The sequence below is a fragment of the Taibaiella chishuiensis genome, assembly GCF_003014535.1.
GTDB classification, from domain to species: Bacteria; Bacteroidota; Bacteroidia; order Chitinophagales; family Chitinophagaceae; genus Taibaiella; species Taibaiella chishuiensis.
Genome location: NZ_PYGD01000017.1, coordinates 19,867 through 39,929 on the forward strand (window position 1 = coordinate 19,867; position 20,063 = coordinate 39,929).

20 protein-coding genes and 1 riboswitch are annotated in these 20,063 nt (G+C 51.8%); of the genes, 9 read left to right on the forward strand and 11 right to left on the reverse strand.

The annotated features are described in order from the left end of the window. Positions 1-111 precede the first annotated feature (111 nt). The 9 genes from cysI to B0I18_RS24595 form a co-directional block, all read right to left on the reverse strand. Positions 112-1,776: an assimilatory sulfite reductase (NADPH) hemoprotein subunit gene (gene cysI, locus B0I18_RS24555; RefSeq protein WP_106525428.1), complete on the reverse strand. Its 1,665-nt coding sequence runs from the start codon at positions 1,774-1,776 to the stop codon at positions 112-114. A 34-nt stretch (positions 1,777-1,810) separates the two neighbouring features. Further along, positions 1,811-3,499 (reverse strand): diflavin oxidoreductase, encoded by a 1,689-nt coding sequence (locus tag B0I18_RS24560; RefSeq protein ID WP_106525429.1) that lies wholly within the window; start codon positions 3,497-3,499, stop codon positions 1,811-1,813. Positions 3,500-3,511: 12 nt separating this feature from the next. Further along, the gene (gene cobA, locus B0I18_RS24565; protein ID WP_106525430.1) at positions 3,512-4,318 is read right to left on the reverse strand and encodes a uroporphyrinogen-III C-methyltransferase; all 807 of its coding nucleotides are present in this window, start codon (positions 4,316-4,318) and stop codon (positions 3,512-3,514) included. A 20-nt stretch (positions 4,319-4,338) separates the two neighbouring features. Further along, complete coding sequence (gene cysK, locus B0I18_RS24570; protein ID WP_106525431.1) at positions 4,339-5,250, reverse strand: cysteine synthase A; 912 nt, start codon at positions 5,248-5,250, stop codon at positions 4,339-4,341. Between the two features lie 13 nt (positions 5,251-5,263). Then, complete coding sequence (epsC, locus tag B0I18_RS24575) at positions 5,264-6,097, reverse strand: serine O-acetyltransferase EpsC (RefSeq protein ID WP_106525432.1); 834 nt, start codon at positions 6,095-6,097, stop codon at positions 5,264-5,266. Positions 6,098-6,108: 11 nt separating this feature from the next. Next, positions 6,109-7,362 carry a sulfate adenylyltransferase subunit 1 gene (locus tag B0I18_RS24580; protein WP_106525433.1) on the reverse strand — a complete coding sequence of 418 codons (1,254 nt, stop codon included), beginning with the start codon at positions 7,360-7,362 and terminating at the stop codon, positions 6,109-6,111. A 34-nt stretch (positions 7,363-7,396) separates the two neighbouring features. Beyond that, the gene (gene cysD / locus B0I18_RS24585) at positions 7,397-8,305 is read right to left on the reverse strand and encodes a sulfate adenylyltransferase subunit CysD (RefSeq protein WP_106525434.1); all 909 of its coding nucleotides are present in this window, start codon (positions 8,303-8,305) and stop codon (positions 7,397-7,399) included. A 28-nt stretch (positions 8,306-8,333) separates the two neighbouring features. Continuing rightward, on the reverse strand, positions 8,334-9,056 hold the full coding sequence (locus tag B0I18_RS24590; protein WP_106525456.1) for a phosphoadenylyl-sulfate reductase: 723 nt from the start codon (positions 9,054-9,056) through the stop codon (positions 8,334-8,336). A gap of 383 nt (positions 9,057-9,439) precedes the next feature. Further along, positions 9,440-9,546, reverse strand: a riboswitch (SAM riboswitch). 187 nt (positions 9,547-9,733) lie between these two features. Continuing rightward, positions 9,734-10,975, reverse strand: coding sequence for a Na+/H+ antiporter (locus B0I18_RS24595; protein ID WP_106525435.1), 1,242 nt, complete (start codon positions 10,973-10,975; stop codon positions 9,734-9,736). Positions 10,976-11,110: 135 nt separating this feature from the next. Between B0I18_RS24595 and B0I18_RS24600 the strand changes: the two genes are divergently transcribed. Next, positions 11,111-11,533 carry a hypothetical protein gene (locus tag B0I18_RS24600; protein WP_106525436.1) on the forward strand — a complete coding sequence of 141 codons (423 nt, stop codon included), beginning with the start codon at positions 11,111-11,113 and terminating at the stop codon, positions 11,531-11,533. Between the two features lie 104 nt (positions 11,534-11,637). Here the strand turns inward: B0I18_RS24600 and B0I18_RS24605 are convergent, their stop codons facing one another. Continuing rightward, positions 11,638-12,000 carry a winged helix-turn-helix transcriptional regulator gene (locus tag B0I18_RS24605; protein WP_106525437.1) on the reverse strand — a complete coding sequence of 121 codons (363 nt, stop codon included), beginning with the start codon at positions 11,998-12,000 and terminating at the stop codon, positions 11,638-11,640. Between the two features lie 78 nt (positions 12,001-12,078). Between B0I18_RS24605 and B0I18_RS24610 the strand changes: the two genes are divergently transcribed. From B0I18_RS24610 to B0I18_RS24635, 6 genes are all read left to right on the forward strand, one after another. Beyond that, positions 12,079-12,957: an NAD(P)H-binding protein gene (locus tag B0I18_RS24610; RefSeq protein WP_106525438.1), complete on the forward strand. Its 879-nt coding sequence runs from the start codon at positions 12,079-12,081 to the stop codon at positions 12,955-12,957. Between the two features lie 223 nt (positions 12,958-13,180). After that, positions 13,181-13,630 carry an SRPBCC domain-containing protein gene (locus B0I18_RS24615; protein ID WP_106525439.1) on the forward strand — a complete coding sequence of 150 codons (450 nt, stop codon included), beginning with the start codon at positions 13,181-13,183 and terminating at the stop codon, positions 13,628-13,630. A 51-nt stretch (positions 13,631-13,681) separates the two neighbouring features. Next, a complete protein-coding gene (locus B0I18_RS24620) occupies positions 13,682-14,188 on the forward strand; it encodes a DinB family protein (RefSeq protein ID WP_106525440.1) in 507 nt (168 codons plus the stop codon). Positions 14,189-14,249: 61 nt separating this feature from the next. After that, on the forward strand, positions 14,250-14,696 hold the full coding sequence (locus B0I18_RS24625) for a VOC family protein (RefSeq protein WP_106525441.1): 447 nt from the start codon (positions 14,250-14,252) through the stop codon (positions 14,694-14,696). 187 nt (positions 14,697-14,883) lie between these two features. Beyond that, the gene (locus tag B0I18_RS24630; protein ID WP_106525442.1) at positions 14,884-15,342 is read left to right on the forward strand and encodes a hypothetical protein; all 459 of its coding nucleotides are present in this window, start codon (positions 14,884-14,886) and stop codon (positions 15,340-15,342) included. A gap of 54 nt (positions 15,343-15,396) precedes the next feature. Beyond that, a complete protein-coding gene (locus tag B0I18_RS24635; protein WP_146146868.1) occupies positions 15,397-15,825 on the forward strand; it encodes a hypothetical protein in 429 nt (142 codons plus the stop codon). Between the two features lie 72 nt (positions 15,826-15,897). Here B0I18_RS24635 and B0I18_RS24640 read toward each other — a convergent pair whose 3' ends face one another. Continuing rightward, complete coding sequence (locus tag B0I18_RS24640) at positions 15,898-17,475, reverse strand: Na+/H+ antiporter (RefSeq protein WP_106525444.1); 1,578 nt, start codon at positions 17,473-17,475, stop codon at positions 15,898-15,900. A 245-nt stretch (positions 17,476-17,720) separates the two neighbouring features. On the opposite strand from B0I18_RS24640, the gene B0I18_RS24645 reads away from it, so the two are divergent. Next, entirely contained in the window at positions 17,721-19,019 is a 1,299-nt protein-coding gene (locus B0I18_RS24645; protein WP_106525445.1) for a M20 metallopeptidase family protein, read from the forward strand. Between the two features lie 194 nt (positions 19,020-19,213). Beyond that, on the forward strand, positions 19,214-19,726 hold the full coding sequence (locus B0I18_RS24650; protein WP_106525446.1) for an alpha-ketoglutarate-dependent dioxygenase AlkB: 513 nt from the start codon (positions 19,214-19,216) through the stop codon (positions 19,724-19,726). The last annotated feature ends 337 nt before the right edge of the window (positions 19,727-20,063 follow it).

Consider the following 20,063-nt stretch of genomic DNA (forward strand, 5'->3'; position numbering starts at 1 on the left):
AACATGTTATTCCTCGTCCCCGGCGGGACAGGTATGGAGCCCAGGGCTGCTCCGGCTTACCGGCTGTGCGGGTTGTATTTTTAAAACTGCTGTTGTCACGGGTATAAAAGATCAGGATGTTGGAAGGGTTCTGTGATAGAAGTCGCCGAAGGTTTCCCCGGCTAAGCGGTTACCACTGTAGTGCTCTAAAAGCAGGTCCAGCTCATGCAGTATCTCGGCTTCATTCAGATTGGTTTTATAAATGCGGTTTAAACGCAGGCCTTGCCGGTCGCCACCCAGGTGCAGGTTGTACCGGCCGGGACCCGTGCCTACAAAACCGATCTCGGCTACATACGAACGGGCACAACCATTGGGGCAACCCGTCATGCGGATACTGATCGGTTGGTCGATCAATTGGTATTTCTGCAACAGGGGCTCTACTTTGCCGATAAGCGCAGGCAGGTAGCGTTGTGCTTCGGCCAGGGCCAGGGGGCAGGTGGGCAGGGCTACACAGGCCATGGAGTTGCGGCGGGCCGCGCTACTGGCTTCTGTATGCCTTATTATACCATACCGCTGCAGGATGCTATGAATCTCGGCTTTGTCCTTATCCCCGATATCGCTCAGTACCAGGTTCTGGCTGCAGGTAAAACGGAAGTTGGCTTTGCCGGTAGCGGCTACTTCAAGCAGGCCCGATTGTAAAGGCAGGTCGGCTTCGTCGGTTACGCGGCCGTGCTCTACAAAGACAGTATAATACCAGAGCCCGCGATGGTCCTGCTCCCAGCCATAGTAATCGGTCCGTTCGGTAAGCTGGTAAGGCCTTGCGGGTTGCAACACAAACCCGGTGCGCTTTTCCAGCTCCTCGCGGAAAGCCGCTATGCCCATCTGGTCTACCGTATATTTAAGCCGCGCCAGTTTGCGGTCGCTCCGGTTGCCGTAGTCGCGTTGTATGGTCAGTACTTCGTACACGGCTTTTAAAGTCTCGGCTTCGGTAGCGGTAAAGCCGATAACCGTGGCCAGCCTTGCGTAGGTATCCGGGTTGCCATGTGTAGTCGACAGGCCGCCTCCCACCGCGATATTGAACCCTTGCAGCTTGTTGTTTTCTATAACGGCAATCAGCCCGATATCATTGGCAAATACATCCACATCGTTGTTGGGCGGTATGGCGATTGCAATCTTGAATTTTCGCGGCAGGTAACGGTCTTCATACAGCGGGTCTTCTTCCGAACGGTCGGCAATTTTTTCTTCATCCAGCCATATCTCGTAATAGGCCCGGGTCTTGGGTTTCAGCAGCTCGCTGATCTTGTCTGCATAGGCAAATATTTCGCTGTGCAATGCCGATTGGCGCGGATGGGTGCTGCAGAGCACATTGCGGTTTACATCGCCGCAGGCTGCAATGGAGTCCAGGCCTGCTTCGTTAAAAGATTGCAGCGTGGGTTTGATACCCGATTTGATAATGCCATGTAATTGTATGGTTTGCCGGGAAGTGATCTTGATCACGCCGGTGGCATGTTGGCCTGCAATATGGTTACAGGCGATCCATTGCTGCGGGCTCAGCAGTCCGCCGGGTAGCCGCAGGCGAACCATGAAGGAATAAAGCCGGTCGAGTTTTTTTACGGCTCTTTCGGCCCGCCGGTCGCGGTCGTCCTGCTGGTACATGCCGTGAAATTTAATGACCGATTGGTCATCTTCCCGGATACTGCCTGTTATTTCGTCGCTGAGACTTTCGGTAAGCGTGCCGCGCAGGCCGCGGCTTTTCTGCTTGATATGCTCTACGGCCGATAATTTTTTGTTACTCATAAAAAAAGTTTGTTATGCCCGGGGCATGGTTCGGTTAGTATACGTCCTTGTGGTAGCGTGATGTTACTTTCAGTTGTTCGAGATAGGCTTCGGCGGCTGCATCGGTATGCCCGCCCTGTGCTGCGATGATCTGCAGTAATGTTTGTTCTACATCTACGCTCATGGGCGCTTTGGCGCCGCAGATATACAGGCTTGCGCCTTCTTCCAGCCATTGGTAAAGCGCGGCTGCATGTTCCCGCATTTTGTCCTGCACATAGATCTTGTGTTCCTGGTCGCGGGAGAAAGCTACGTTTACACGGTTCAATAAGCCGGTTTCGTGCCAGCTCTGGATCTCCGATTGGTACAGGAAATCGGTGTTGAAATGCTGGTCGCCGAAGAACAGCCAGTTGCGGCCATTGCCCCCGCTGGCTTCGCGTTGTGCCAGGAACGAGCGGAAGGGCGCTATACCGGTACCGGGGCCGATCATGATGATATCGCGATCGGTTTCCGGCAGGCGGAAGGCTTTATTGGGATGCACGTAGAAAGACAGTTCGTCGCCTTCGTTTAACCCCGACAGGTAACCCGAGCAAAGCCCGTATTGTTCCTGCCCGTTAAGCTGGAACCGGTCTTTACTTACGGTAAGGTGTATGGTACCCTCATGCGCTGCCGGCGCCGAGGAGATGGAGTATAACCTGGGGGCTACCGGTTCCAGCAGGCCGATCACGGCTTCAGGTGGAGTGCCCGGTGGCAGCGGGTAGATCTGTAACAGGTGCGCCAACCCGATCTTTATTTCGGGTATCTCCTGTTTGCTGAGCGCTGCATAACCCCGTACCACGCGGCCCGGCAGGTAAGTAATATTGAGCTTGCGGTGCAGCAGCTCGTAGAGTGTGCTGTCCTGCCCTTTATAGGTAATGCGTGTGTCCGGCTGCAGGCCCAGCAGGTCGATGATCCCGGTTACCAAAGCCCCGGGGTTAGCCGGTACAATCCCCAGGGCATCGCCGGGCTCATAGTAAACGCCTGCTGCTTCCAGTTCTATATGATAGGTCTCTTTGGCAGAGCCGGTATCGTTCAGGTTAATGTGACTGCGTACCCTGCCGCTGTGGATCGCTTTGTTATGCCCGGTTGTGTTAGCGGCCAGGGTTACGGGCTGCGGCTGTTGCTGTCGCAGTTGCTGCAGGGTAGTGGCAAACCAGGTAGTAGCTGTTGTTTCGTAATCGGTATCGCATAGTTGCAAAGGCGCCAATCGTTGGCCACCGGCGCGTTCCAGCTGCCGGTCCACATCGATGCCGGTCTGGCAGAATAAGGGGTAGGCGCTGTCGCCCAGGCCCAGCACGGCATACTGAAGACCGGGCAGGTTAGTGTTGGTGTCGTGTATATGATCGTAGAACGCCCGGGCCTGTGCGGGTGGCTCGCCATCGCCCTGGGTGCTGATCACCACGATCAGGCGGCTTTCCTGTTGCAGATCGGTAAGCCGGTATTGATCAAGCGCGGTAAGTTTTACGATATGGCCTGCTTTACGCGCTGTGGCGGCCAGTTTGGTGGCCAGGCTTTTGGCATTGCCGGTCTCGGTGCCGAACAGGATGCTCAGCTTTGACGGAACAGCTGCCGGTATGTTGTGTTCCGGTTGTACCTGCTGTGTTGCGGCCAGCAGGCCTTCGAGATAGCCGTTCATCCAGGCCAGTTCGGATGGACTTGCGTTTGCGGTAAGTTCGTTCCATGCGGTACGCTTCATTGCTGCCAGCATAATGAATATTTTTTAGAGTAATTGACGTTCGGGTTCTGTGGCCCGGATACGCCTGAAATAGCTGCCTTGCAGTTTACTATTGGCTTTCCAGCGGAATGCCGGGTAAAGGTTTACCACGCGGCCTATAATGATCAGGGTAGGCGAGGTATAGGTGTCCCGGATATGTTCCGTATCGGTAAAGCGGCGCAGGATCACTTTCTGGTAAGGTGTGGTAGCCTGTTCGATCACGGCTATGGCCTTATCGGGCGAAATGCCCTGCCGCACCAGGTTTTGGGCCAGGGTATGCAGTTTTTCACCCGACATATAGAAGACCAGCGTATCATTGGTCTGCGCCAGCTCCTGCCAATAGCTCTCGGGCTCTTCCTGTTTGTTGTAGAATGTGACGAAGCGTACCGAATCGGCATAACCCCGCGCAGTAAGCGGTATGCCGCAATAGGCTGCAGCGCCCGAGGCGGCGGTAATGCCGGGTACGATCTCGTAAGGGATCTGGTGCTCCTGCAGCGTACGGAGTTCATCCAGTACATTGGCGTAAAAGGCGACATCGCCGCCCTTGAGTCGTACCAGCAGCTGACCGGGTTGGTAGTATCGGACCAACAGGTCGTTGATCGAAGCCTGGCTGGCCGAGCCCTCGGCATAACCTTCCTTGCCGGCAAAGATCACGGTGGCCCCGGGATTCACATAGGCCTGGATCAGCTCTTCACTCACGAGGCGGTCAGTAATCACTACGTCCGCTTGTTGCAGGTAGCCGGCCAGCTTTACGGTAACCAGTCCGGGATCGCCGGGTCCGGCTCCTGCAAGTATTATTTTTCCTGTATGCATATTGTTTTTGATTTTATAGATTAATACAAGCCTTCGACCGAAAGGTACCTTTCACCGGTATCGTAGTTGAACGTGAGGACTGTAGCGCCTTCCGGGATATCGTGGAGCTGTTGGGCAACAGCTGCCAATGATGCGCCGGTAGAAATGCCGGCAAAGATGCCTTCCTCTCTGGCCAGGCGTTGCGCATAATGAAAGGCATCTTCTTTACCGACTTTGATAATGCCGTCGAGCAGGGCAGTATCGAGCACCGAGGGTACGAAGCCCGCTCCGATACCCTGCAGGGGATGCGGCGAAGGCGAGCCGCCGCTCAGCACCGGCGATAGTTCGGGTTCAACGGCATATACTTTCAGTTGGGGGAAATGCTGTTTCAATACGCCGGCTACACCAGTAATATGGCCGCCGGTACCCACGCCAGTAACCAGGTAGTCGATACCATCCGGGAAGTCGGTAAGGATCTCCTGCGCTGTGGTGGCGCGGTGTATGGCTGCATTGGCTGCGTTGTCGAACTGCTGCGGGATCCAGGAACCGGGTATCGTCGCAGCCAGTTCCTGTGCCTTTGCTATGGCGCCTTTCATGCCCAGTTCCCTGGGGGTAAGTTCGAAGCTGGCGCCATAAGCGGTCATGATGCGCCTGCGCTCTGGACTCATCGATTCGGGCATCACCAGGATGAGCTTATAACCTTTTACGGCAGCCACCAGGGCCAGGCCTATGCCGGTATTGCCCGAGGTGGGTTCGATAATTACACTGCCGGGTTGCAGCAATCCCTGCTGTTCGGCATCTTCGATCATAGCCAGGGCTATGCGGTCTTTAATACTGGCGCCGGGGTTGTTGCGTTCCAGTTTGATCCATATGGCATTCCTGTTGCCGAATAAACGGTTGATCTGTACATGTGGCGTATTGCCTATAGTTTCGAGAATGTTGTTCGCTTTCATTTTTTGTGTTTTTTTAAATGATAAAATTGAGCGGCTCTGGCAGCGGGAATTTATCCCTGACGATGACTTCGCTTTTTTGATACACAACGGAATAAGGCGCTACGGGCTGCGTAAGCCATACATTACCGCCGATAATGCTGTCGTGACCGATCAGGGTATCGCCGCCCAGTATGGTGGCGCCCGAATAGATGATCACGTTGTCTCCTATCGTCGGATGCCTTTTGGCGCTGGCCAGGGCCTTGGTTACGTTGAGCGCGCCGAGGGTAACGCCCTGGTAGATCTTTACCTGGTCGCCGATCGTGGTAGTTTCGCCGATAACGATGCCGGTACCATGGTCGATAAAGAAAGAAGAGCCGATGGTTGCGCCCGGGTGGATGTCCACGCCCGTTTTGCTGTGTGCATATTCCGACAGGATGCGCGGCAGGGTAGGGATCTGTTGCCCGTACAGCTGATGGGCGATGCGGTATACCGCTGTTGCAAAAAAGCCGGGGTATGCTACGAATACTTCTTCGATCGAAGTGGCCGCAGGATCAAAATTGACAATAGCTTCTGCATCCTTTACCAGCAAGGCATACAACCCTGGCACTGCCTCGAAGAAGCGCTGCGTATGGGCTTCGACCTCGTCCTCCTCGTGGATCACATCGAAGATCAGGGTGGAAAAGGTATTGCGGATACGGGTATATTCTCTTTGCAGGCTTTCCCGGGTATCGTATTTGCCCCGGGCCGGCGCAAACAGGAAATGGAACAGGCTGTCGGTAAAATGTATGCCCAGTTGTTTATCCGGGAAGCTCGGCGCATTGGTATGACTGCGTTCGAACAAGGTCCTTATGAAATGGTCTTGACTCATAATATTGAAATTTACAGGGCTGTTGCAGCCCGGATGATGCCTGCACCTGCGGTCAGGTTACTGGTCTCGTCGATCAGAATCAGCCGTCCATTGCTGCTGAGCTGTTCGTAGGTATCATAGGCGAGCGGGCTTGCAGTACGCACCCTTATTTTTACGATCTCGTTGAGTTGGGCTTTGTCGGCCGGCTGCTCTTCGAGGTTATGTACATCGAGTTTGTACAGGATCTCCTGTACGCTGCATTTTACACGGTTGCTGTGTTGTTGCAGCAGGTAGCTGTTGCCGGCTGTCAGCGGTTTATGGTCGATCCAGCAGACCAGTAGTTCCAGCTCTTTACTCAATGCGGGGGCTTCGTCCGGTTTTACGACCAGGTCGCCGCGGCTGATATCCAGGTCGTCGGCCAGGCGCAGTACGATGCTCTGCGGGGCAAAGGCTTCTTCAACTTCGGCGCCGTCCGTTTCGATCGCAGTTATAGTACTGCTATACCCGGAAGGCAACAGGGTTACGCTATCTCCTTTGCGGTAGCTGCCGCTGGTAATACGGCCGGCATAACCGCGGTAATCGTGCAGCTGTTCTGTTTGCGGCCGTATGATGTACTGGACCGGGAAGCGCGCGGGCTGCGGCTTTTCGTCGTTCAGCAGCGATACGGTTTCCAGGTGCTCCAGCAGCGGCTTGCCGGTATACCAGGGCAGGTTGGCTGAAGGATGTACGATATTATCGCCCTGCAATGCGCTGATCGGTATGTAGGTTACCGTTGGCAGGTTAAGGTTGCGGGCAATACCCTCGTAATCGCTTTTGATCTGTTCGAATACCTGTTGGGAATACCCGGTCAGGTCCAGCTTATTGATGGCGACCACGATATGGGGGATCTGTAAGAGCGAGGCGATCAGCGAATGCCTGCGTGTCTGTTCCTGTATGCCGTTGCGCGCATCGACCAGGATAATGACCAGGTCGGCATTGGAAGCGCCGGTAATCATGTTGCGGGTATATTGTACATGACCCGGGGCATCGATAATGATAAATTTACGTTTGAGCGTGGCGCAGTATTTATAGGCGACGTCGATGGTAATGCCCTGTTCGCGCTCGGCACGCAGGCCGTCGGTAATCAGCGCCAGGTCGGGTATGCCGTTTTCCTGCGGCCTGCTTGCCCTTTCTACAGCCTCCAGTTGATCGGCCAAAATATTTTTGCTATCGTAGAGCAGGCGCCCGATCAGGGTGCTTTTCCCGTCGTCGACGCTGCCTGCGGTAATGAAACGAAGTATATCCATGTTGTTTTTTTTATTGGGGTTAAAACTGGCGGTTTTAGAAATAGCCGGTCCGCTTACGGTCTTCCATAGCGGCTTCCGATACGCGGTCGTCAATGCGGGTTTCGCCGCGTTCGCTGGTGGCGGTAGCCGTAATCTCGTTGATGATGTCGTCGATGGTAACGGCTTCTGAAGCTACGGCTGCGGTGCAGGTCATGTCGCCTACGGTACGGTAGCGTACCCGCCGGTTTTGTACCTGGTCGCCTTCGTCGATGCGGATAAAGGGCGATAACGCGATCAATTGCTGCTGGTGCTGCAGCACTTCGCGTTCGTGGGCGAAGTAGATCGAAGGCAGGTCTATCTTTTCTCTGCGTATATAATGCCAGATATCCAGCTCGGTCCAGTTGCTGATGGGAAATACCCGTACATTTTCACCTTTATGGATGCGGCCGTTAAAGATGTTCCAGAGCTCGGGCCGTTGTAGTTTCGGATCCCATTGCCCGAATTCGTTCCTGATGGAAAAGATGCGTTCTTTGGCTCTTGCTTTTTCTTCATCCCGTCTTGCCCCGCCGATGCAGGCGTCAAAGCCAAACTCGGCTATCGTATCGAGCAGAGTATAGGTCTGCAGCGCGTTACGGCTGGCAAACTTACCTTTGTTTTCGGTCAGGCCTTTGGCTTTAATAGTGTCTTCCACCTTGCGTACGATCAGTTGTTCGCCGATGCGGGCGGCGAGCTCATCGCGGAAGTCCAGCGCTTCGGGGAAGTTGTGACCGGTGTCGATATGCACCAAAGGAAAGGGAAACTTGCCCGGCCGGAAGGCTTTAAGCGCAAGGTGTACGAGCGTTATGCTGTCTTTGCCGCCGCTGAAAAGCAGGGCTGGCCGCTCAAACTGGCCTGCGGCCTCGCGCAGGATGTGGATCGCTTCCGACTCCAGCTGCCCGAGGTAATCTAAGGAATAATCTGCCATGTTTTTTGTTTTATAGAATTACGAATGCTTAAGTAGAAATGGAAGGGTGCCGGTGTAGCCCGCATTCCTTTTTGCTGTTGTCCTCCCACCACCAGCGGCCGGCCCTGAAGTCCTCGCCGGCTTTGATGGCCCGGGTACAGGGCGCACAGCCTATGCTTACATAACCCTGGTCGTGTAAGGTGTTGTAGGGCACATGGTGTTTGCGGATATGTTCTTTAACAGCGGCTGTATCCCAATGCAGTAAAGGGTTGTATTTGATGATGCGGTTATGCTCATCCCATTCGAACAGCCCGAGGTTTTCGCGGTTGGGCGAGTGTTCGGCCCGCAGGCCGGTAACCCATACGGCATGACCGCTGAGCGCACGTTGCAGCGGCGCTACCTTGCGGATATGGCAGCAGTTTTTGCGGTGTTCTACGGATTGGTAAAAAGCATCGGGGCCATTGGTCTCCACGAAAGCCTCCAGTACAGCGGCATCCGGGTAGTAGGCTTTTATGGACAGGTCGTAAGTCTGCCGGGTAGTTTGCCATAAGGTATAGGTCTGGCTGAAGAGCCGGCCGGTATCCAATGTAAATACAGACACCGGCAGGTTATGCGCGGCAATGATCTGCGTAATGACCTGGTCTTCGTAGCTGAAGCTGGAAGAGAACGTAACGGCGCCCGGGTGGCGCTCGGTGAGCCATGCCAAAGTTGCGGCAATAGATAGCCCTGCTGTCTCCGCATGGAGCTGAGCGGGCGTAAGGAAATGATCCATAACGGCCTGGTTGAAAAAAACGGGAAAAATAAAGGAAGGCCCGGGAGTGATGCAGCTGTAAATGCTTTTATCCCGCAGGGATAAGCATAACAAGGACTACATCAATAAAAAACGGGCGGAAATGTTGTGCAGGAGATTAGCAACAACAGCAAAAGCAGGAACAACAACAAGCCATCATCAATGCTGCGTGGGTAGGAGCATGTAATGACTGCAGAGCGGCTGTTGTTTGCTTGTTCATTGCTTTTAAAAAATTTATAAGCCCGGAGGCTGGTTTTTGTTATACCGGTAGACGCTTTGTTGCAATAAAAAAGCACTTCCGGAGGTAGTTCAGAAGTGCCTGGTATCTGGAATGCCGTTGCCGGTCTATCGATTAACTGAGCATCTTCTTATCTATCCTTTTCTGGATGGAGTTAGCACCTTTTACTGTCGTTGCCGGAGTCGGTTGCTAAGGCTTCACAGGGCCATTTCCCTCTGCCTTTCTGGATAAGTGATGTGCAAATGTAGCGGTATTTTTCAAACTGCCAAATTTATTTTCGTTAGTGCTTTGTAAATTGATAATTATCAATGATGGCCTTTTGCGTGTCATTCTGTTAAATGCTGCATGGGCTGAAAGCCTTTACAGCAGCCATATACAGCCTGTGTGTATTTGTGTTTTGCCTCGATGCTTTAGGGGGAGGCTAATGACTGCCCAGCCGTTTTATGATCCAAGGCAGGGTAAGGCCCTGGCCGATAATGGTAAACAACACTACCACCGTTGAGATAAAAATGATGGCATCTCTTTGTGGAAAAGGACTGCCGTCTTCGAGGGTACGCGGCAAGCCCAGGGCTATGGCCAGCGACACGATGCCACGCATGCCCGCCCAACTGATGATCGCGCTTTGCTGGCGGCTGAGTAATGCGCCTTCGGTTATCTTTCCTTTCCTGGCCTGGAAGGCGCGCTGCAGGTTTACCCGCTGCATCACCATCCTGGCCATTCGGATCAGCAAGGCCGCAAGCGTTATGATAAAAGCATAACCGATATAAGGCCAGATATTTTCGGCGGGTATACTACGGATTACCAGCGGAAACTCGAGCCCGATCAGGATAAAGATAAGGCCGTTGAGCAGGAACACGATGATGTCCCATATGGTCCGCGACTCTTCTTTGACCCGCTGGGGAAATACTTTTTTACTGAGCCGCGATATACTTAAGCCCAGTACCACTACCGCTATAACGCCCGATACATGCAGCTCTTCGGCGATCAGGTAGGTGGCGAAGGGCATCAGCAGGATGAAGCTATAAACCACCATGGTGTTGTTCTGTACCGCGCGGAGCACATAACCCAATAGCTTGCCGATTACGAAGCCCACCACAAAACCGCCGCACATCAAACCTATAAATTGAAGCGAAGCCTTCCAGAAGATAAACGCAGAGCCGGTTACAGCCGCTACGGCAAAACGGTAGGCCACCAGCGCAGAGGCATCGTTGACCAGGCTCTCGCCTTCGAGTATGGTGGTGGTATGGTGCGAGAGCTTTAAGTCTTTGGTAACGCCGATCGCGGCCACGGCGTCGGTGGCGGCCAGGATGGCGCCCAATACGAACGATAGCGGCCAGGTAAGACCGACAATGTAATGGGCAATTACCGCAATGCCGCAGGTGGTAAGGAATACAAGGCCTATGGCCAGGGTGCCTATGGTATTGATATTGGTCCTGAAATCGGGGAAGGAAATATTGAAAGCCGCATCATAAAGCAGCGGGGGCAGGAACAGCAGGAAGATCACTTCGGGATTGAGCTCGATGCCCGGCATTGCCGGTATAAAGCCGAGGGCGATACCCGCAGTCACCAGTAAAACAGGATAGGGCAACCGTATCTTATCGGCCACCGCCGAAAGGCCGATCATGGCCGCCATGATCAGGATGATGATGGTATAGTTTTCCATACAACGAAAAGCAGGGTGGTGTAACGGCAACAATATTACGGGAAATCAGCTTTTATAAAAAGCCTGCGGTTACGCTTCCGGGGGCATTTTATGATACCGGGGCGACCGAACTTCGAAATCTAAAAAACGAATTTTATGAAAAAGATCCTTTTGCTCCTTTTGGCTTTTTGTAGTCTCTCGCTGTCTTATGCAGGTACCATCACCATTGAGAATAACTCCGGGTACAAGTTTGGAGATGCGGTACTGCATATTTATACTTCAGTCGGTGGTGTGATAAACGGTTACCCGGCGCCGGCATTTTCGATCCCGACGGGGGTAACGGTACTCAATTACACCGATCCCGAAAACTTCCTGGTTTCAGCAACGGGCTCGGGCTCGGGGTTCCCTTATACGGCTGGCACCTCGTACCTGTATGAATTGGCGCTCAAAAATTCGGATGCGCCTTGCGGTATCGGTTTTATGGTCCGGCCAACCGACCCGGTATATATGGGTTGCGGTTTCCAGGTTAAATACATTGTTTCCGGTCCCAATAAGGACGTATTGATCCGGATTGATTAATATCGCCTGATTGCAGCGGATTTTATCCGCGAAAGGCATGCCCGTGGGCATGCCTTTTTACATTGTTTTAAGCGCAGAACAACCGGTTCCTGTTGCTGCAGGTATCAGCTAAAGGCGCCTTCCATATTCTTCATCGCCCAGGTGGCCATGGCATCGATTACAGGCAGCAGGCCCTTGCCTGCATCGGTTAAGCGGTAGGTTACAAAGGGCGGTACTACCGGCCTGGCCTCACGGATTACCAATTGGTCGGTCTCCAGTTGTTTCAGGTGCTGGATCAGCATTTTCTCGGTTATAGCGGGTATGGCCTTACGCAGTTCGCTGTAGCGCCGGTCGCCGTGCGATAAGTGGTACAGGATAATGGGCTTCCAGTAGCCGCCTATCCGTTCCATGACATAGGTAACGGGGCATGCAGCCAGCGCGTACTGCTTATTTTCCTGGATGGTGGATGTTTTTTTAATAGCCGTCATGATACATACTTTGGGGTAAGTACTTGTATAAAAGTAAGTACAAATATACTTTTGCTCCTGTAACTAAAAAAATAAAAAATGAAAATCACCATTTCAGGTTCCCTGGGCAATATCGGTAAACCCTTAACACAGCAACTGGTTGCTGCCGGTCATGAAGTAACCGTAATCAGCAGTGAGGCTGCACGTCAACCGGCTATCGAGGCGCTGGGCGCTAAGGCGGCTATAGGCTCCGTAGCCGATGCGCACTTTCTTACACAAGCCATAAGCGGCGCTGATGCCCTTTTTGCCATGACCCCGCCGAATATGGGCGACGCTGATATCGTAGCCAATACGGCCGCAGCTGGCCAGGCTTATGCCGATGCGATAAAAGCTTCGGGCCTGAAACGCGTCGTTATGCTGAGCAGCGTAGGGGCCGATTACCCGGAAGGTACCGGGCCTATACGTGGCCTGCATCTTATCGAAGGCATTTATAGCGGCCTTGAAGATGTGGCAATTACTTACCTGCGCGCCGGTTATTTTTATACCAATTTCTTTAACGATGTGCCCATGATCCAAACGGCAGGTATTATGGGCGGCAACTTCCCGGCGGCGAAAAGCCTGCCCCTGGTGCATCCTGAAGATATCGCCACCCTGGCTGCCGAAGAGCTGACACAACCATCTACGGGTAAAAAGGTACGGTACGCGGTAAGCGACGTGCGTACCCCCGCCGATGTGGCGCAGGTGCTGGGTGCTGCCGCAGGCAAGCCGGAACTGCCCTGGGTGGAGTTTACCGACGAGCAATCGCTGCAGGGTATGACGGGCGCAGGTTTACCCGGAGAGATGGCCGGGCTGTATACCGAAATGGGCACTGCGATCCGCGCCGGTAAGCTGCAGGCCGACTTTACAGCGCAGGGCGCGCCGGTAGCCGGCAAGATAAAACTGGAAGATTTTGCGCGCGACTTTGCCGCTAAGTTTTAAGCGGCCCGGGTTAATGATGGTAAAAGCAGATGAAGGAAACCTTCGTCTGCTTTTTTTGTTGTAGGGAAACGCCCGTGTTTTTCGTAAAATATAACAGGAAATAAATGACCGCCGGTTTGTCTTGCGCCGGAATTTATCTTAGTTTGGCATGCGGAAATCAGACACCGTTTTTCGATGTGTATTGATTGGTGTTTATCTGTAAATAATTAATCCATCCCATTGTATGAGCCAGAATTTTGCCAGGGCGGAAATGCTGATCCGCAAAGAGATTGCCGTTGTGTTTGAGGCCATCGTAAACCCCGAGATCACGACGCGCATATGGTTTACCAAAAGCAGCGGCCGGCTGGAAGCGGGCCGGGAAGTGGAATGGGAATGGGAGATGTACAACCATCGGGTACGGGTTAAAGTACTGGAGCTGGTGCCGGAGCTTTATATCAAAATGGACTGGGGTAATTACGAACAGCCTTCGCTGGTAGAATGGCATTTCAAAACCCTGAAAGAAGGCACCTTTGTATCGGTGGTGAATACCATGGAACAGGCGGACCCTGAAAAACTGGTCGCCGAAGTACGGGACTCCACAGAAGGTTTTACCCTGGTACTGGGCAACCTGAAAGCCTTGCTGGAACATGATATTATCCTGAACCTCGTTGCAGACCGCTTCCCCGCTGAATAACACCCCTTCTTTTTTATCCTGCCTTTTTTTTTAACGCCAAAAATAAATGCCATGATTGTACAGTCCTTACTGGGCGAGTTTATGCATGAAGCAGAAAACACCCGCAAGATCCTGAATGCCATTCCCGACAGTGCGCTTGAATACCGGCCGCAGCCCCATCTCTGGTCTACCGGGCAGCTCGCTTCCCATATAGCAGAGGTGTATAATTGGTACGATCCTACGTTTAACCTCGACGAGTTTGATATGGGCACGTATAAATATGACAAGGGAGATATCTCGAAAACAGCGAATATTGTGGCCCGTTTTGAAGAGAACCTGGACAATGCCCGCAAAGTACTGGAAGGCGCTAAAGACGAAAACATGATGACGACCTGGAGAATGACTATGGGTGGCCAGGATATTTTTCCGGCAATGCCCCGCGCAGTAGTGGTAAGAGGCTTTTTATTCAATCACCTGTATCATCATCGCGGCGAACTGGTAATGCACCTGCGTGCCGGCGGCCACCGCGTACCCGGGCTTTATGGGCCTACCTACGAAGAAAGTCAGCAACAGCAATAAGGCTATGCGCGACCATCCTGCAATAAATTTCTTTTACTCCAAATTATAAAAACGCAAAACAATGGCAACAGTAAATGTTTATCTCACCTTTAACGGCAACTGTAAAGAAGCATTCGACTTCTATAAATCCGTATTCGGTGGTGAATTTCCTTATGTGGGTACCTTTGGTGATATGCCACAGGAAGGTGGCATAGAAATGCCCGAGGCAGATAAAAATAAGATCATGCACATCAGCCTGCCCGTAAGCCAGGAAACGATACTGATGGGGAGCGATACCGGTGGCGAATGGGCTTCCGGCTTCCAGCAGGGCAATAACTTTTCTATTTCTGTAAACGCAGGCAGCAAAGAAGAAGCCGATAAACTGTTCGGCGGCCTCTCTGCCGGCGGCCAGGTTACGATGCCTATGGCCGATACCTTCTGGGGCGCTTACTTCGGCATGTTTACCGATAAGTTCGGGATTAACTGGATGGTAAATTATGACGATCCTGCAAAAATGCAGCAGGGATAACCGGCTTCGTGAAAATAATAGAAAGCTATCCTTCGGGATAGCTTTTTTTATGCCCTCCAGCCGTCCGGAATGTGCCGGTAAGGGTGAAGCGCAGCATAATTTTTGCCTTTATAAATATAGTTTATGCAAGTACAGTTTATTTTAAATTATATGTTTATATTTGTTTGTTCCTAAAAATTACACTGGTATGAAGAAGTATATATTGTTAATTGTATCTGCTTTTGCTTTTTCTGCTGCAAGGTCGCAAACAAATCACGTCCAGATCTGCAGTTCCCGTTCCTGCGATGTCTATATCGTGCTCTTTGCCGGCCTTTGCCAAAATCCCGGGTATAAAATTCTTTCTGATACCATCCGCGTAACCCCGGGCACCAATAAAAATGAATACCTTACAGGCGGTACCCTTGGTTGGCATGGCCCCATTTTCCCGGGTTACGGCATTACCGGTTTGCGGGTTTATTCCGACGATCCATCGTCGGGCTGCAGTACACTTACCTACCAGGATATTATGGCGCCGGTTTCCGGCCCCTTACCCGGTATCGTCAGTACCCTCATCGCGCCGACCTGCAGCGCGCCTTGTCCGCCGGTGACCGTATTTTTCGAAACTTACTGCAGTACGCCTACCAATAATATTTTCTGTCTCTGGTAAGGAGGCGGGCAAGATCGTACCTAACCATTTTCACCCAAACCAATACCCATGCTTATGAAAAGAGCTCTGCTTACGCTGGCGCTGGCTGCCGGCGCCCTGTTTACAAAAGCCCAAACGACCACGATGCATGTTCAGAATAGAAATGCCTGTATTGTCGGTTTCCAGTTTATCGGGGGAGACTGTGGTAACACCCAGTCGGTTACTTATTCCACCATAATCCCTTCGCCTGCCGGGGTAAATACGTCCTGGCCTTTATCCTCTATTCCCTGGATGGGACCGCCGCCTCCCGGTATTATCGGGGTACGGGTGTATAATGATTATACCGGATGCAGCCCGGCCTATACCGATATTTTTATACCGACCGGAGGCCCTACGCCTTTGTTCGGTCCGCCGGTGATCCCTATGTGCACCTCCTGTCCGCCGATTAATACTTTTTTTGAAATTTATTGTGGCCAGCCGGTCAACTATGTAATGTTCTTCTAACCAACTCCTAACCAAGAGTAACACAGAAAGCCCCGCAGAGCGGGGCTTTCGCCGTAAATTGTAAAGTAGTTTTTACTGCATCCTCAGCCGTTCCTCCTCGAGGTCGATCTGGAATAACTGTTTCCGCACGATATCTTCGTTTACTGCCGGATCTTTATTGTATTCGACGACGTATTGACGCTGGCTTTCGAGCAGTTCTATAAAGATGGCTTTCGTGTCGCCGGTCATCCAGCTGTCGTTGGAAGCTTTCATTTTCTCTTCCCAGTGCTGCAGCAGCAATTGCAAGCCGGCATGATGCTCATTGTCGTTTTCGTACCGTGCTCTCAGGAACTGGAGCGAGTGCTCTTTAAGGCCTTTCCGTAGTTTTTGTAATGCTACTTCCTCCGGCTCGTCGGTATAGCCATCGAACAGGCGGCCATACCGGATAAGATAGGGTAGTGTAAGCCCCTGTACCAGCAGGGTAAGCAGGATAACTATAAAAGTGATAAACAAGATCAGGTTGCGGTGCGGGAAAGCGGTACCGTCGGACAGGGTTACCGGTATAGCCAGTGCGGCCGCCAGCGAAACCACGCCGCGCATACCGGTCCAGCCCAGCAATATCGGCATCAGCAGCCGTCTGCGCCTGGTGCCGGGCGGAACCACGCCTGGCCTGAAGATAATTGTAGCCAGCATGGCGGCATAGGAACTGATGATCCGGGCTACGATCAATATACCGGTAACCAGCAGTCCATATTGAATAGCCGTACGCAGCGGTATACCATTGGCCCGCAGGCCCTCAACGATCTCGGGCAGGTCGAGCCCGATCAGCAGGAACACGATGCCGTTAAGGATGAAGACGAAACTCTCCCAGACGCTGAAGCCCCGGATACGGCTGGTGCTGCTTAAAAAAGCCAGCCGCCTGTTGGCCATAAACAGGCCGCCGCTCACTACGGCCAGTACGCCCGAACTGTGACATTGTTCGGCCGCCCAGTACAGCAAATAAGGTTCGATAAGGGTAAGAGCAATATCCGAAGGGGCATCGGTAGGCAGTCGCCGGTGCGCCTGTACAAAGAGCCAGCCCAGCAGGAGGCCGATACCCACACCGCCGATCACCATCCAGAGGAAGGTAAGCGCGGCCTGGTGCCAGATAAACTGCCCGGTGCCTACCGCTACCAGCGCAAACCGGAAAATGATGAGGGAAGAGGCGTCGTTCAACAGGCTTTCTCCTTCTAAAACGGCCACGGTAGATTTGGGTACTTTTACAAAACTCATAATGGCCCCGGTGCTTACCGCATCGGGCGGCGAAACGATACCGCCCAACAGGAAACCCAACGCGATGGTAAAACCGGGTAGAAAATAATTGGTAACGACCGCTACGGATAAAGCCGTAAAGAACACGACGAGAAAAGCAAAACTGCCGATGATGCGCCACCATTTTTTCATTTCTTTAAAGGAAATGGACCAGGAGGCTTCAAACAGCAAGGGGGGCAGGAACAGGAAAAAGATCAGGTCAGGGTTGATCTTAACTGCCGGCAATCCGGGTATAAAGCTTACAAGCAATCCGGCGACAACCAGCAGGATGGGGTAGGCCACCTTCAGCTTTTTGGCCAGCATCCCCAGGAGCACAATGGCTGCGATCATGGCCAGGAAAAAAGGTAAAATGGTATGCATGGTACAGCTTTTGGATAAAGAGTAAAATAAAATATTATTATTGATTATTGTATAAACTGCTGCGGGCTGCTCTGTTAATCTATGTAAAAACCATATGCAGGACGCAAAATAATAAATAGCCCTCTTGCGTATTTTAAGTTTTTTTAAACACGGTCGTATCCTGGTTATGCCTGGCTTTTAATCCCTAATTTGCGCCGGCTTTTACAACGTACATACACATTAAAGAGAAAGCCGGAACCGGAATTATGAAAAGAACACTTCCCCTGATGATATTGCTGGCGACCCTTACTGCGGGCCCGCAACAAACCTTTGCCGGCAAAGGCAAAACGACTCAGGAATTATTAACCGCGGCAACCATTGCCCGGGAAACCGACCTGATTTACGACAAACTGGTAACGATCAGGCGGGATCTGCATGCGAATCCCGAACTGGCGGGAAATGAAAAACGCACCCAGGATGTTATCAAACGGTATTTATCAGACCTGGGCCTCGAGGTGCAAACGGGGACCTACGGGCACAGCGTTATCGGCATCCTGAAAGGAGGTAAGAAAGGGAAAAAGATCGCCTGGCGCTCCGATATGGATGCTTTACCCAATGACTTTGCCGACGAAGAAACCTTCCGCTCGGTGATGAAGGGCGTACAGCATGGTTGCGGTCACGATGTACATATGACGGTAGCCCTGGGTATAGCCGAAGTGCTGTCGCGGCATAAGGCATCCTTGGCGGGAACGGTTTATTTTATATTCCAGCCGGAGGAGGAAACCTTTGCCGGCGCCAAAAATATGGTAGACCATGGCCTGCTGTCAACGATACAACCCGACGAAATCTACGGTTTGCATGTAACCCCCTTACCGGCAGGAAAGATTATGGTCAAGCCCGGTGAGGTATTTGCCTACCAGCGCCAGGTAAGGATTGAACTGAAAAATGAATTGACCAAAGACGAGGCCAAAGCCCTCGCGGGGCAAATCCGGTCTGCACTGGTCCGTTCGGTAAAAGGTAGTAAACCCTGGGAAATACAGCAGATCAGCGATCCGGTTACCGGCCTGGCCAGTACAAATACCATATTCAGGGATTACCTGATCATGGACGAACGTTTCCATATCCGTTCCGATAAGGACAGGCTTTTTTTAGAAGCCTATTTATACGAGACCGATCCACAACAGCTGGAGCGGATCCTTCCGCGTATTCAAGCGCTGATCGGCGAAGGGCCATACAAAGACAAACTGCTCGCTGTTTCCTATATACAGGGAAATCCGACGGTTATTAATGACAAAGAACTCACGGGTAAAGCAATAGCGGTATTGCAAAATTGTTGTGGTAATGACGTGTTGTTGCCGGATTATGGCCTGGTACCGTTTTTTAATGACGACTTCGCTTACTTCCAGCAAAAAGTACCCGGTGTTTATTTTTTCCTGGGGGGCTCTGATGTGGGAAAAGGCATCGTGGCCATGAACCATGCGCCTGGTTTTCGCGTAGCCGAAGAAAGCATCAGGACTGGCGTTAATCGTTTTGCCACCTTATTGGCAGAACGATTAAAACCTTAATTAAACACATAAGCATATACGGGGCTGAGCGATCAGCCCCTTTTTTAATTGCGGTAGTGCTGCTGCTTACCTGTAAAGATTGACCTGGTACGCCCGGGCAAACTCAACTTTTAACCCGCGTATTCGGAAGTCTGCAGGGTTAGGGGTATATTTGAATGGGCGGTAGCCAACAAAAGCGCATAATAAATAACAACATGGAGGGTATAACATATATCAGGCAGTTTATAGACGAGCCCGCAGCATTATTTGAACTGTTGACCCGGGTGGTAATATGGGACGAACGTATGGCGGCCCGTAAAACGGCGAGTTTTGGTAAAGCCTATAACTATTCCCAGATTGCGTATCCTTACCAGGAATTTCTGCCGGAACTCAACGCGATCATTAAACAGTTAAAACCGTTGACCGGCTTTGAACCCAATAATTGCCTGATCAATTATTATATAGACGGGAAATCGAAAATGGGCTATCATTCCGACCAGACAGACATTTTAGAAACCGGGACGGGTATTGCGATCGTCTCTGTGGGGGCGACAAGAATGCTGAACTTCAGGAATATTGAAGATCCTGCGCAAACCCTGGCTTACGAGTTAACCGCGGGCAGCCTGGTTTATATGACCCAGGAAATACAGGCGGCCTGGCAACATGCCATTCCGAAATCTGATACCGAAGCGGGGCGGATCAGCCTGACTTTCCGGCAAATGCTTTGAGGATATATCTCTTGCTTAATGAGGATATATCTCTTGCTTAATATTAAAACAAACCCGGAATTCCGGATAGAAATCAATTACCAGGGCTGGGATGATCAAACGGAAATATACCGTGTTGACATTGCTATGCCTTTAGTGAAGCTCTTTGAAATATGGGTTGCAAAATGTACCCCTGTACTTGGTATAGGTTTTAACGCAGCTTCCTCCTGGCTCCCGGAATGTGCACAGTGGAAAATAAATAACTGTTGAAGCAGGGAAGCAACGAAAGAAAAATATATTTATATTTTCATTATATAAAAACTTTATAAAAAATGGTGATATACTAGTAATGGTTATT

Excerpts from the sequence above, each read along its gene's own strand:
- B0I18_RS24650 (WP_106525446.1), top strand. The coding sequence starts at position 19,214 with ATGGAGGGTATAACATATATCAGGCAGTTTATAGACGAGCCCGCAGCA.
- B0I18_RS24635 (WP_146146868.1), top strand. The coding sequence starts at position 15,397 with ATGAAAAGAGCTCTGCTTACGCTGGCGCTGGCTGCCGGCGCCCTGTTT.
- B0I18_RS24560 (WP_106525429.1), bottom strand. The coding sequence starts at position 3,499 with ATGCTGGCAGCAATGAAGCGTACCGCATGGAACGAACTTACCGCAAAC.
- B0I18_RS24580 (WP_106525433.1), bottom strand. The coding sequence starts at position 7,362 with ATGGATATACTTCGTTTCATTACCGCAGGCAGCGTCGACGACGGGAAA.
- cobA (WP_106525430.1), bottom strand. The coding sequence starts at position 4,318 with ATGCATACAGGAAAAATAATACTTGCAGGAGCCGGACCCGGCGATCCC.
- B0I18_RS24605 (WP_106525437.1), bottom strand. The coding sequence starts at position 12,000 with ATGACGGCTATTAAAAAAACATCCACCATCCAGGAAAATAAGCAGTAC.
- B0I18_RS24625 (WP_106525441.1), top strand. The coding sequence starts at position 14,250 with ATGGCAACAGTAAATGTTTATCTCACCTTTAACGGCAACTGTAAAGAA.
- B0I18_RS24615 (WP_106525439.1), top strand. The coding sequence starts at position 13,181 with ATGAGCCAGAATTTTGCCAGGGCGGAAATGCTGATCCGCAAAGAGATT.
- cysD (WP_106525434.1), bottom strand. The coding sequence starts at position 8,305 with ATGGCAGATTATTCCTTAGATTACCTCGGGCAGCTGGAGTCGGAAGCG.
- B0I18_RS24610 (WP_106525438.1), top strand. The coding sequence starts at position 12,079 with ATGAAAATCACCATTTCAGGTTCCCTGGGCAATATCGGTAAACCCTTA.
- B0I18_RS24590 (WP_106525456.1), bottom strand. The coding sequence starts at position 9,056 with ATGGATCATTTCCTTACGCCCGCTCAGCTCCATGCGGAGACAGCAGGG.
- B0I18_RS24620 (WP_106525440.1), top strand. The coding sequence starts at position 13,682 with ATGATTGTACAGTCCTTACTGGGCGAGTTTATGCATGAAGCAGAAAAC.
- B0I18_RS24595 (WP_106525435.1), bottom strand. The coding sequence starts at position 10,975 with ATGGAAAACTATACCATCATCATCCTGATCATGGCGGCCATGATCGGC.
- cysK (WP_106525431.1), bottom strand. The coding sequence starts at position 5,250 with ATGAAAGCGAACAACATTCTCGAAACTATAGGCAATACGCCACATGTA.
- B0I18_RS24640 (WP_106525444.1), bottom strand. The coding sequence starts at position 17,475 with ATGCATACCATTTTACCTTTTTTCCTGGCCATGATCGCAGCCATTGTG.
- B0I18_RS24630 (WP_106525442.1), top strand. The coding sequence starts at position 14,884 with ATGAAGAAGTATATATTGTTAATTGTATCTGCTTTTGCTTTTTCTGCT.
- epsC (WP_106525432.1), bottom strand. The coding sequence starts at position 6,097 with ATGAGTCAAGACCATTTCATAAGGACCTTGTTCGAACGCAGTCATACC.
- B0I18_RS24645 (WP_106525445.1), top strand. The coding sequence starts at position 17,721 with ATGAAAAGAACACTTCCCCTGATGATATTGCTGGCGACCCTTACTGCG.
- B0I18_RS24600 (WP_106525436.1), top strand. The coding sequence starts at position 11,111 with ATGAAAAAGATCCTTTTGCTCCTTTTGGCTTTTTGTAGTCTCTCGCTG.
- cysI (WP_106525428.1), bottom strand. The coding sequence starts at position 1,776 with ATGAGTAACAAAAAATTATCGGCCGTAGAGCATATCAAGCAGAAAAGC.